Source organism: Brachyspira pulli (assembly GCF_036997785.1).
GTDB lineage: Bacteria > Spirochaetota > Brachyspiria > Brachyspirales > Brachyspiraceae > Brachyspira > Brachyspira pulli.
In genome coordinates, this window is record NZ_JAWLQI010000012.1 from 17,944 (window position 1) to 30,831 (window position 12,888).

At 27.5% G+C, this 12,888-nt stretch carries 10 protein-coding genes; 7 read left to right on the top strand and 3 right to left on the bottom strand.

Annotated elements, in window-relative coordinates:
• The first annotated feature begins 33 nt into the window (after nucleotides 1-33).
• Nucleotides 34-1,323 carry a dicarboxylate/amino acid:cation symporter gene (locus R4K56_RS04295; RefSeq protein ID WP_335771699.1) on the top strand — a complete coding sequence of 430 codons (1,290 nt, stop codon included), beginning with the start codon at nucleotides 34-36 and terminating at the stop codon, nucleotides 1,321-1,323.
• A gap of 138 nt (nucleotides 1,324-1,461) precedes the next feature.
• Here the strand turns inward: R4K56_RS04295 and R4K56_RS04300 are convergent, their stop codons facing one another.
• Together R4K56_RS04300 and R4K56_RS04305 are read right to left on the bottom strand one after the other, a co-directional pair.
• The gene (locus R4K56_RS04300) at nucleotides 1,462-1,884 is read right to left on the bottom strand and encodes an Hsp20/alpha crystallin family protein (RefSeq protein WP_335759321.1); all 423 of its coding nucleotides are present in this window, start codon (nucleotides 1,882-1,884) and stop codon (nucleotides 1,462-1,464) included.
• A gap of 104 nt (nucleotides 1,885-1,988) precedes the next feature.
• On the bottom strand, nucleotides 1,989-2,444 hold the full coding sequence (locus R4K56_RS04305; RefSeq protein WP_335771700.1) for an Hsp20/alpha crystallin family protein: 456 nt from the start codon (nucleotides 2,442-2,444) through the stop codon (nucleotides 1,989-1,991).
• A gap of 376 nt (nucleotides 2,445-2,820) precedes the next feature.
• On the opposite strand from R4K56_RS04305, the gene R4K56_RS04310 reads away from it, so the two are divergent.
• The 6 genes from R4K56_RS04310 (at nucleotide 2,821) to R4K56_RS04335 (ending at nucleotide 11,192) form a co-directional block, all read left to right on the top strand.
• A complete protein-coding gene (locus tag R4K56_RS04310; RefSeq protein ID WP_335771701.1) occupies nucleotides 2,821-3,807 on the top strand; it encodes a biotin--[acetyl-CoA-carboxylase] ligase in 987 nt (328 codons plus the stop codon).
• Between the two features lie 15 nt (nucleotides 3,808-3,822).
• Nucleotides 3,823-4,824 (top strand): biotin synthase BioB, encoded by a 1,002-nt coding sequence (gene bioB / locus R4K56_RS04315; RefSeq protein ID WP_335771702.1) that lies wholly within the window; start codon nucleotides 3,823-3,825, stop codon nucleotides 4,822-4,824.
• Nucleotides 4,825-4,852: 28 nt separating this feature from the next.
• Nucleotides 4,853-5,515 (top strand): dethiobiotin synthase, encoded by a 663-nt coding sequence (bioD, locus tag R4K56_RS04320; RefSeq protein WP_335768968.1) that lies wholly within the window; start codon nucleotides 4,853-4,855, stop codon nucleotides 5,513-5,515.
• 123 nt (nucleotides 5,516-5,638) lie between these two features.
• Nucleotides 5,639-6,979: an adenosylmethionine--8-amino-7-oxononanoate transaminase gene (gene bioA / locus R4K56_RS04325; protein ID WP_335771703.1), complete on the top strand. Its 1,341-nt coding sequence runs from the start codon at nucleotides 5,639-5,641 to the stop codon at nucleotides 6,977-6,979.
• A 100-nt stretch (nucleotides 6,980-7,079) separates the two neighbouring features.
• The gene (locus tag R4K56_RS04330; RefSeq protein WP_335771704.1) at nucleotides 7,080-8,681 is read left to right on the top strand and encodes a peptide ABC transporter substrate-binding protein; all 1,602 of its coding nucleotides are present in this window, start codon (nucleotides 7,080-7,082) and stop codon (nucleotides 8,679-8,681) included.
• Between the two features lie 1,125 nt (nucleotides 8,682-9,806).
• Nucleotides 9,807-11,192, top strand: a complete 1,386-nt coding sequence (locus R4K56_RS04335) for an MATE family efflux transporter (RefSeq protein WP_335771705.1) — start codon at nucleotides 9,807-9,809, stop codon at nucleotides 11,190-11,192.
• An 87-nt stretch (nucleotides 11,193-11,279) separates the two neighbouring features.
• Here R4K56_RS04335 and creD read toward each other — a convergent pair whose 3' ends face one another.
• Nucleotides 11,280-12,647 (bottom strand): cell envelope integrity protein CreD, encoded by a 1,368-nt coding sequence (creD, locus tag R4K56_RS04340; protein WP_335771706.1) that lies wholly within the window; start codon nucleotides 12,645-12,647, stop codon nucleotides 11,280-11,282.
• Nucleotides 12,648-12,888 lie beyond the last annotated feature (241 nt).

Genomic DNA, 12,888 nt, shown 5'->3' on the forward strand with positions numbered 1-12,888 from the left:
TATAAAAAATAATTATCAAAGGAATTTTTATTAATGAGTAAGCTAAAAAATGCTAAAAGTAAATTGCTGCTCTTTATATTAGCAAGTTTAATACTTGGTGCTATACTCGGAATGATAGTTTCATCAGCAGCATCGGAAGCCACAACCGCAAAACTTATAGCCATATCAGATCCAGTCGGTAAAATATTTATAAGACTATTAAAAATGATAGTAATGCCGGTAATTATATTCACTTTAATAAGCGGTGTTTCAAGCATATCTCCTAAAGATTTAGGAATAGTTGGAATTATAATATTAGTATTTTATATAGGCACTTCAATAATTTCATCTGTATTCGGTTTAGTTGTAGGAAACATATTTAAACCCGGTTTAGGATTGGATTTAGACCTTACTTTAGCAACAACAAAAGAATTCGTAAAACCTAGCTTTGTAGATACTCTTCTTGCCACTATACCTACAAATCCATTCTCATCATTTGCTAACGGCGACGGAGATGTACTTCCTACAATATTTTTCGCAATATTCTTCGGTATATCATTGGCATTTTGCAGGGACAATGAAAAGACAAAAGAAAATGCTGAGATAGTATATAGATTCTTTGACGGCTGTACTAATATCATTATAAAAGTCGTAAGCTGGATAATGTATTATGCTCCTATTGGGGTTTTCGCATTGATATTCACAGTGTTTGCTCAAAACGGCCCTAGTTCTTTAGGTTCATTATTAAAAGTTACATATACAATATATATTGCCTTTGCTATACAATTAATAATAGTTTACAGTTTAATAAATTTAGCATTTGGAATAAACCCAAAAAAATTCTTGAATAAGATATCAGAACCTTTATTTACAGCATTCGTAACACGTTCTTCAGGCGGAACATTGCCTATATCTATGAGAGTAGCCGATGAAAAAATGGGAATTAATCAGGGTATTTATAGTTTTACTTTGCCTTTAGGTGCCACTATCAATATGAATGGAACTGCAATATATTTAGGCATCTGTTCAATATTCATAGCCAATGCCAGCAATGCTCCTTTAAACTTTGATTCTCAATTAACAGTAGTTATAGTATCTGTATTGGCTGCCGTTGGTACTGCTGGAGTTCCGGGTGCCGGATCTATAATGCTTCTAATGGTATTAAATTCTATAGGACTTGATATTAACTCAAATACTAATGTAGCTGCTGCTTATGGTATGATAGTTGGTATAGATTCATTGCTTGATATGGGAAGAACCGCTTTAAATATATCAGGAGATTTATGCGGAACTGCAGTTGTAGCCAAAGTAACTAAACAAATGGATATGACTAAATGGGAATAAAATAATATAATAAAAAAAGCTGTATGAAGTAATAACACTTCGTACAGCCTTTATATTATGGATTATATCTTATGAATTAAAGTTACAATGTATTTTAATTTCTTAATGTCTTAATTTTTAGGTATCTCTATATTTTTATTATTCTCCTTTAATTTCTATTTTCTTTTCATATTTAAGTTCTTCTTTCTTTGGAAGAGTTACTATTAAAACACCATTAACTAAGTTAGCTTCTATATTTTCAACATCAATACCTTTTGTGCTGATATTAAAGCTTTGTTCATATCTGGCAATAACTTCTTCTTTTGCTTCTCCATTTTCTGCTTTAACTGTTTTTTTACGTTTAGCGGAAATAGAAAGTATATTTTCTTTAATGCCTATTTCTAAATCTTCTTTTTTTACTCCAGGCATATCCATTTCTATAATATAATGTTTCTCATCTTCTTCTATTCTATATTCAGATACTCTAGGTTCATAATCTCTAAAATGATTGTAATTTCCTACATTGTTATATCTATTTGAAAAAAGTGAATTTAAAGTTGGTACAAATATTCTTCTTGACATATTAAAATCTCCTTAATTTTTTATTTTATTTATTATTTTGTTTTTTACAATTTTCCATAAACCTCGCATTTAATTAACTTGTTCATTAATTAAATATCAGACTCTTAACCTATATTAATTTTTTTCTCATATTTAACTTCTTCTTTCTTTGGAAGAGTTATTTTGAGAACACCATTACTCAAATTAGCTTCTATATTTTCAACATCAATACCTTTTGTACTAATATTAAAACTTTGCTCATATCTTGAAACTACAACTTCATTATCTTTTTCAGCATTTTCTGCATTTTGAGCATCAACAACTTTATTTTTATTTACTCTTTTGCGTTCAGCATATATAGAAAGAACATTCTCTTTTATGCCTATTTCTAAATCTTCTTTTTTTACTCCAGGCATATCCATTTCTATTACATAATGTTTATCATCTTCTTCTATATTGTAATGAGATAATTTTCTCATTTCTTCATTATTGCTGTTATATAAGCTATTAAAAGCATCATCAAAAGTTCTAAAATCATCTAACATAGAATGTAAAGCAGGTAAAAATAATCTTTTAGTCATAATTAAAACTCCTTTTATATTAACTTTCATTATTTATCATTTTTATATAGCGTTTTATCTATTTAATGTATCTTAACTCTTTTTTCTGAGTTATCATCGCTACACCAATATATATGCAAGAACTGTGCCAATTAATTTTATAATATTGTTTATTAATAATACACTTAAACTATTTTTCTATATGTAAAGCTATTATCACCAAATTAAGCTGTACAATTTTAATACAATAAATTTAATACATTGTATATCTATTATACTACTTAATAGAGAATCAAAATACAATGTATATAGTTTATACAATTAAAGGTACTCAAATTGTAAACCATACACAATATTTAAAGTTGACAATTAATTTTCTTTATGTTATCATAATTTTATGAAAGGAAGTATAAAAGAGAATATAATATCAATATTAGAATCAAATAAAGGTCTATTTATATCAGGTGAAAAATTAGCAAATCAATTAAATGTAAGCAGAGCAGCAATTTGGAAGGCAATAAAAGCATTAAAAAATGAAGGATATGATATTTATGCTGTATCCAATAAAGGCTATGCTCTTTCTAAAGAAACAGATATTTTATCATCAAAAATAATAAAAAATAATATGCATAAACATGCTGATAAATTTAATCTTTTAATATACAAAACTGTAGAATCAACCAATATTATAGCAAGAGGTTTAGCAATAAATGGAGCTGAAAGCGGAACTGTAATTTTAGCTGAAGAACAGACAAGCGGATACGGAAGAAACGGAAAATCATTTTTTTCACCTTATGGAACTGGTATATATATGAGTATAATTTTAAATCTAAAGCAAGAAAAAAAGACTTTTAATAACTCTTTCATAACAACAGCAGCAGCAATGGCAGTATCAAAAGCAATAGAAGAAATAACCAATACAAATACAAAAATAAAATGGGTTAATGATATATTTATAAATGAAAAGAAGGTATGCGGAATATTAACTGAAGGTGCATTCAGCTTTGAGGACGGAAAAATTGATTATGCCATTATAGGAATAGGAATCAATGTTAATTTTCCTAAATCTGGATTCCCTAAAGAAATAGAACATATAGCATCATCTATACATTTAGAAAATAATAATAAATCAGATATAAGAAATTTATTAATATCAAAAATATTAGAAAATCTATGGGAATATTATTTTAACAATATCAATTTCTATGATGAATACAAAAAGCGTTCTTTTTTGATAGGAGAAAAAGTTTCTATAAATATAGAAGGAGAAGAAAATATAGTAAAAGTTTTGGATATAGATAGAAATTTTGCTTTGATAGTAGAATTTAATGATGGGAAAATTGAAAGACTATTATCTGGAAGCGTAAATCATAAATTATCATAAATATGGGAGGTAAATATGAGCAATATAGAAAAGATTATAAGAGAAGAAGTAAATTTAAATGAATTAAGAGAAAAAATCATTAATGGATATAATATAACAAAAAAAGAAGCAATGAAATTAGTTAATGTAGACTTAGAAGAATTATCCGTTGCGGCAAACAGTATAAGAAAATATTTTTGTTCTAATACATTTGATATGTGTTCTATAATAAATGCTAAAAGCGGAAAATGCTCAGAAAACTGTAAATTTTGTGCTCAGTCAGCTCACTATGATACACAATGTGAAAAGTATAATATACTCCCAAAAGAAAAAATATTAGAACAGGGAAAAAATGATTTTGATAAAGGTGTTTTAAGATATTCTATAGTAACATCAGGCAGAGCATTACAAGGAGAAGATATTGATAAAGTTTATGATGCTATAGAAACTATTAATCAAGAAACAAACGGATATGTATGTGCCTCATTAGGATTGCTTGATGAAGAAAAATTCTCAAAATTAAAAGAAGCAGGACTTAAAAGAGTTCATAACAATTTAGAAGCATCAAGAAATTTCTTTCCTGAAGTTTGTACAACTCATACTTATGATGAAAAAATAAATGCAATAAAAGCAGCACAAAAAGCAGGATTAACAGTATGTAGCGGCGGTATAATGGGAATGGGGGAAACTTGGGAAGACAGAATAGACATGGCATTTGAATTAAAAGAACTTGGTATAATGTCTATACCAGTAAACATGTTAAATCCTATAGCCAATACTCCTTTTGAAAATATTACACCTCTTACTGAAAATGATATGCAAAGAATAGTTGCTATATATAGATTTATTAATCCTAAAGCATTTATAAGACTTGCTGGAGGAAGGGGACTTTTAAAAGATAAAGGAAAAGCATGTTTCTTATCCGGAGCAAATGCAGCTATTACCGGCGATATGCTCACAACTATGGGTATTTCTATAGAAACAGATAAGCAAATAGCTGAAGAATTAGGATACAAAGTACAATTAACAGAAGATTAAAAAATTATTTTTTATAGGATATTATATTATGGCTAAAGCACTTTTTATAACTGGAACTGGAACTGATGTAGGTAAAACTTATGTATCAGCATTGATTGCAAAACAATTAAAAGATGATGGATTGGATATAGGATATTATAAAGCAGCTTTAAGCGGAAGCAATGAAATAACTGACAGCGATGCTTGGTATGTTAAAGAGAAGGCTAATTTAACAGACTCTTATGATGAAATGGTATCTTATACTTACAAGCATGCATATTCTCCTCATTTAGCTTCTCAAATAGAAGGAAATCCTGTTGAAATGAAAGTAATAAAAGAGGCATATAAAGATATTTCTAAAAGGCATGATTATATGATAGTAGAAGGAAGCGGCGGTATAATATGCCCTATAAGATACGATAAAGATAAAAAAATATTTTTAGAAGATATCATAAAAGAACTTGATATACCTTCTGTAATAATAGCAGATGCCGGACTTGGTACAATCAATTCTACAGTACTTACAATAGAATATATGATGAAAAGAAAATTAAAAATCAATGGAGTTATATTAAATAAATTTGAAATATCAAATGTTATGCATGAAGATAATAAGCAAATGATAGAAGAAATGACTGATATAAAAGTAGTTGGAATAGTTAATACAGAAAATATATTAAAAATAGATAATTTAATTTCGCTTTTTGAATAATTGTTATTCTTAATAATTATTTTAATAGATTCTAAATTCTTTTTGCTTTCTCTCCCTATTTGCAAAAAGAATATGCGGGGGACCTATTTTACTCCCCCGTGTATATTAAAAAAGGAACTTATTATGACATTAGAACAAAAAGATCTAAAATATATATGGCACCCTTGTTCTCAAATGAAAGATTATGAGGAACTTCCTCCAATAATCATAGACAGAGGAAAAGGAATTTATTTATATGATAAAAACGGAAAAGAATATATTGATATTGTAAGTTCTTGGTGGTGCAATTTACTTGGTCATTGCAATGAAAAAATAAATGCCAATATCAAAGAACAGCTTGACAGACTTGAGCATGTTATATTTGCAAACTTTTCTCATGAAGGTGCTATTAAATTATGCGAAGAACTTATAAAAATAATACCTGAAGGATTAACTAAATTCAACTTCTCAGATAATGGTTCTTCATCAGTAGAAGCTGCATTAAAAATGGCATTTCAATATCAGCATCAAATAGGAAATACAAAAAGAACAAGATTCATATGTTTTACTGACGGTTATCATGGTGAAACTATTGGGGCATTATCCGTTGGAAGTTTGGACTTATATGCAAAAATATACAAACCAATGTTAATGGACACCATACATATAGAAGCTCCTGATTGTTATAGATGTAAATACTGTAAAAACAGAGAAACTTGCCAATGCGAATGTTTTGAAGATGCTGAAAAAAAGTTTGAAAAATATTCTGATGAGATTTGTGCCGTTATAGTAGAGCCTTTACTTCAAGCAAGTGCCGGAATGAGAATATATCCTCCGTTATACTTAAAAAAATTAAGAGAGATTTGTAATAAGTACGATGTAGTTTTTATCGTTGATGAGATAGCTACCAATTTCGGACGTACAGGAAAAATGTTTGCATGCGATCATGCCAATATTACACCAGATATAATGTGCATTTCAAAAGGCTTAACAGGAGGATACATGCCTATGGCAATAACTATCACTACAGATAAAATATATAATGCCTTTTATGCTGACTACAATGAAGGCAAGGCTTTTATGCATAGTCACACTTATAGCGGAAATCCTTTAGGCTGTTCTGCTGCTTTGGCTGTACAAAAGATTTTAAGAGAAGATGATATCATAAATAAAGCACAAGTCAGAGCAAAATATTTAAATAATAAATTAAAAGAAAAATTACTTGATCACCCAAATATAGGAGAGATTAGAAATATAGGTCTTATCAATGCTATGGAATTAGTTACTGATAAAAATACAAAAAAAGGATTTGACTCTAAACTTAGAATGGGTTATCAAATATACAAGAAAGCACTTCAAAGAGGACTTTTATTAAGACCTTTAGGAAATGTTATTTATTTCAATCCGCCTTTGATAATAAATGAAGAAGAAATAGATAAGGCTGTTGATTTATGTGTATCTTCTATAAATGATATACTAAACTAATACAATACTAATTTATTTATACCTATACTCTTAAATTAGGTAAAAAAATACTGCAATAGAAGTGTACTTTTTATAAAATTAAAATGCAAAGGAAAAACGAATGTTCAAAAAAATAATTACTGCTAATTTACTAATGCTATTAATTATATTTACATCATGTACCAAAAAAGAAATAACTACAAATAATGAAATTATTATAAATCTTGCTCCGGAACCTTTAACTATGGATCCCACTTTAAATACAGACAATCTTACTATGATATATATTCTTCATGCTTTTGAAGGACTTACAAAAAAAGATGCTAATAATAAAATAATAGGAGGAGCTGCTAAAAGTTGGGATATAAACGATGACGGAACGGTATACACTTTTCATTTAAGAACTAATGCTAAATGGAATGATGGAAAAAATTTAACTGCTAAAGATTTTGTTTATACTTGGAGGCGTGCTGTTGATCCTAAAACTGCAAACAAATATAGTTTTTATTTTGAAGTTATAAAAAATGCAAAAGATATAATAGAAAGCAAAAAAACTATAGAAGAATTAGGAGTTAAAGCTATAGATGATTATACATTTGAAGTTACATTAAACTACCCTACTGCCTATTTTCTTGAACTTGCTGCGTATCCTCCTTTCTATCCTGTACGTGAAGATATAATAAATAAGTACGGCGATGAATGGAGCTTAAAGCCTGCAACATATATAGGAAATGGTGCTTTTAAAATGACAGAAAGAAATACTGATAAAAACATCATACTAGAAAGAAATACTAATTATTGGAATAATCAAAATACAAAACCTGATAAATTAACTTTTCTTTTAATGGAAGAACCTAATACTTCGCTTGCTGGAGTACTTGAGGAATCTATTCATTTCGCTAAACCTTTCCCTAGAAATAATATTGAAAGTTTAAAACAAAAAGGAATAGTTCATATTGTTCCAGTAGCTGCTTCATACTATTACAGATTTAATTTAAACAAGGAAATATTAAAAGATAATAGAATAAGAAAAGCATTATCTTTAGCCATAGACAGAGAATATATTGTGAAGTCAATTACTAAATGCGGAGAATCTCCTGCTGGAAGTTTTGTTCCTTTCGGCATTAATGATGTTTATGGAGATTTTAGAGAAAATGGAGGCGAGCATATAAAAACTAAAGAATATCAAAATAACATAGCAGAAGCAAAAAAGTTATTAGCTGAAGCAGGATATCCAGACGGCAAGAATTTACCTGTACTTGATTTGCTTATAGCAACAAGGGAATTTGATATAAATATTGCTGACGCCGTTCAAAGTATGATTAAAGAAAATTTAAATATTGATGTTAGAATAGTTAAGCATGAATGGGCTTCATACTTACAAAATATGTACGATAAGAATTTTGATATTGCTGTTTATTTATGGTATGCTGATTATAATGATCCTATAAACTTTTTAAACCTTTTTAAAAGTGATTCTCCTAACAATTATGGTTCATACTCGAATAATACATACAATCAATATATAGATATAGCTTCAACAAATAAAGACAACAATATAAGAATGAAAGCTATGCATGATGCTGAAAATATCTTGATGAATGATAATGCTATAATACCAATATATTTTTATTCCGAGGCCTTACTTGTTTCTCCAAAGTTAAAAGGAGTAGAATATGATTCACAAGGTTTATATAGATTTTTTAATGCATATTTAGAATGAGTTTCATTATACGCACGGTAAATGAATTTTAATATATAATGAAATTATATTATTAATCAATTAATATTAAAAATTATTCTCACCGTGCGTTAAATGCATTTTAAAGTTAATCCACACTTGGGCGGGCGTTATAATTTCTGATGAAGCTATAAAGATAATGAAAACCAAAAATTATAAATTAAATAAAAAAGAATAAAGGGCGGGATTTTTAATAATTTCCTATACCTTAAAAAACTATTCTAATCCCCACCCTATTTCCTTAATAATTAAATATGCATTTCTACTTTTTATTTCTTTAAATACTTAAAACTGAATTTACAGCACCCACCCTAGATGTTTTTTTAATTTGCTGCTCTATTACCGCACGCAGAATAAAACTATAAATACAGAATTATTTTTAATTCAAATTTTATTATATTCTTAATTCAGTTCACCGTGCGTTAAATGCATTTTTAAATTAATTCAAACTTGGGCGGGCGTTTTCATTTCTGATGAAGCTATAAAGATAATGAAAACCAAAAATTATAAATTAAATAAAAAAGAATAAAGGGCGGGATTTTTAATAACTCTATAAAGCCTTTAAAACGTTTTTTATAATATTTTTCATAAATATACAACATATATTACATGTATAATATAAAAATATCTATATGTTATATGTAAATTTAGAAAAATTAATAAAAAATTACCAATAAAATCTCTTTTTATATTGACTTTATTTTTTTAAGAATATAAGATTACTAATTATTTTTAATAGAAAACATATATTTCATTTTTTTTATTTATAATCATATAGGGATTTTTATGAAATTACTGCAGTTTTGCTCATATTATCAAATATCTGTATTTGATATTATTGCTGTAAAATGTAATTTTTTTCTATCTCTTGCTTGGAATATGATTAAATCTATTTTGCTTTATAGTAAATATAATATTTTGCATTATATTTACATTTTTTGAATGCTTTTATACTTTTTAAACTTTTTTCTATAACTAAATAAGAACTAAATAAAAAAGTTATATATTTGTTTTGAAAAAATAATATATTTCAAAACAATTTATTATAAAAACATAATGATAAATAAAACAATTTAAAAATCATCAAAATTATATATGAGGATAATTATGGAAAAAGATAAGATGTTGGAACTTACCGAAGGTAATGTAAGCAGAGGGCTGATAAACTTAGTTATACCTATGATATTAGGAAACCTTTTAAATATCGCATATAATATAGTTGATACGATTTGGATCGGTCAAATGATAGGCCCAAAAGGACTTGGTGCTATTGCTGTTAGTTTTCCTATTATATTAATACTTATGGCTATAGCTTCAGGAGTTACAGTAGCTTCCAATATTTTGATAGGACAGTATTTCGGTGCTAATGATAAAGATTCTGTAATATATGTTTCTAGAGTTTCAACTACTATAAGTTTAATAACTTCTCTAGCTTTGGCAATTATAGGATATATATTTGCTCCTGCTATGATGAAATTTTTAAACACTGCAGATAGTATAATGGAATATTCTGTAAGCTATTTCAGAATAAGTATGATAGGTTTTCCATTCATGTTTTATTATTTTCTAGTTTCTGCTTTGCTTAGAGGAATTGGAGATACAGTAAGACCTTTGATATTTTTAGCTATTTCTTCAGTTTTGAATTTGATATTAGATCCGCTTATGATAGCAGGTATAGGGCCAATACCTGCTATGGGACTTGATGGAGCTGCTTATGCTACTGCATTTTCTCAATTTGTTTCTGTTGCTGTTAGTATGGTATATTTGAAAATGAAAAACAGTATTGTAAAAGCTAATCCTTTTGATTTGGCATTTGATTTTAATATAACTAAATTAATGTTCAAAATAGGACTTCCATTTGCAGCTATGCAATTAATAGTATCCGTAAGCTGGTTATTTTTAAATAGACTTATAAATACTTATGGAGAATCAGCTTCTGCATCTGTTGCTGTATCTATGAGAGTGGACTCCTTATCATTCTTACCGCTTTTAGCATTATCTGCCGGTATTGCCACTATGGTAGCACAAAATATCGGAGCAGGCAAAATGGAAAGAGTTAAAGAAATATTCAAAGCAGGAATAAAATTATCAGTAGGAATATCAGCATTTATGGCCATTTTTTCTGTATTATTTCCTGAAATCATTGTAAGAATGTTTACTAAGGATATGAGCGTACTTAAATATACAAAGAGTTACATTTATGTTGTTATGCCTTCTATAATAATGCTTGCTGTAATGTTTTCTGCTAATGGTGTTATAAATGGTGCCGGAAAAACTTTTATGCTTATGGTATTTGCTTTTTGTGCCCATATTATAATAAGAGTACCGCTCGCCTATATGATATCCCCTAAAATGGAATTATGGGGAATATGGACTGCTATGGCTGTAGGTAACTTTTTCAGTATGATTTTTAGCTTATTATATTATTATTCAAATAAATGGAAAAAGAACGCTAATATAGCTTCGCATTCCGCATCTGAACATAGTGTGTAAAAATATATAAATATAAAAAATAAATAAGGCTTGAAAGTAAATAGTTAAGAAAATACTTTCAAGCCTAAATTATATAATTTTTATAAATTAATTATTCTCACCATACCAATCAACATTACGTGTGAAATACATAGCAAGAGCAATAACTGCAAACAATCCTAATGTACCCATTAATAATGCGTAGTCGGTAAGCTGAAGTATTCCGAATAAGAATATATAAACTAAAGCATCAACCGCTGCCATTGAAATAATATACTTAGAAGATTTTATTATATATCCTATATAAATAGAAGTTAAAGCCGTTACCATCAATGCACTTAAGAAATAACTTAAATTAAAACTAAGATGCTCTGATATAGCTAACAACAATAAATAGAATACTGCATTTGCTATACCTATAAGTATATACTGCACTGGGTGTATACGTTTCTTTGAAAGCACTTCACATAAAAAGAGTACAAAAAATGGAATAAATATAAATAGTATTGCATACTTTACACTTCTTGATGTTTTTTGATAATTGTCATTAAGAAGTAAAAAAGATACTACAACTTTATTAACATCTCTATTTGCATTCCAATATTGAGAATCGTCAATATTATCTGTTCTATTTACATTTTCATCGCTAGTCCAATACTTAGTAAATGGAGTATTAAAACTTGCTATTTTCCATTCTGCATTAAATCCATTATTATTCACTTCTCTTTTTATAGGTAAAAATCCTCCTGTAAAACTAGGATCTTTCCATTTTGAAGATATATTAAAAGTATTTTCAGAAGCTAAAGGAGTTAATATCAAAGAGTTTCCTCCTTGAATATCCATAGTTATATTGAAATAAAAACCATTTAATATTTTATCCTTTGAAATGGTATATAAAAACTTATTATCAAACATATTTAGATTTACATGTATATTTTTTTCATAATACTTAAGTTCTTCATTTGCATTGACCAATATATCAGGAAGATTCATAAGATTTTTTTTATTTCCTACACCTAATATAATCATAGCCTCATCATAAAGTATAGTATTATTATTTTCATCTAAATTGTATATTTCCTCATTATACTTATCAAATTTTCCTGTTACATTTAACTGTGAATGAAAAATAGGAGCTTTAAATATTCCTCTGCTTAAACTTGAAACTTCAATATCCCCAGTAATATTATATTTATTAGGCATATAAAAAATATATTTTCTTACATAGCTTATTTCTTTAGTTTCACTGTCAATTACTTTGCTTAAAAATGGTATGGCAACAACTATACCTTGTATATTGGCAGTTTCACCTACAGGTTCTATTATGGACGATACAGCCTCGCTTTTATAACTAATCCTATCTTTTACAACACTATTTATAAAACTCATAGGAATTAAAAGCAAAAGTCCCAATATAACTATTATCAGTATTTTAAATCCCAAAGTCCTTGTAATTTCATTAATATTTTTTATCATATCAAACAACCTCCGAATCATTAGGAATTAATATATTATACTATACATAATATATCAATACAATAAACACAAAATATTTATACTAAACAATTATATCATTTTTTTACTATAATTTAATTATATAATATATATCGTCTATAAATTAAAATATGATTTATAAAAAATATAAAAAGATTATACAATATTTAATTTAGGTTTTATCTGAATATGTTAAAATAAAAAAGAGTTGAAAAACTTAATT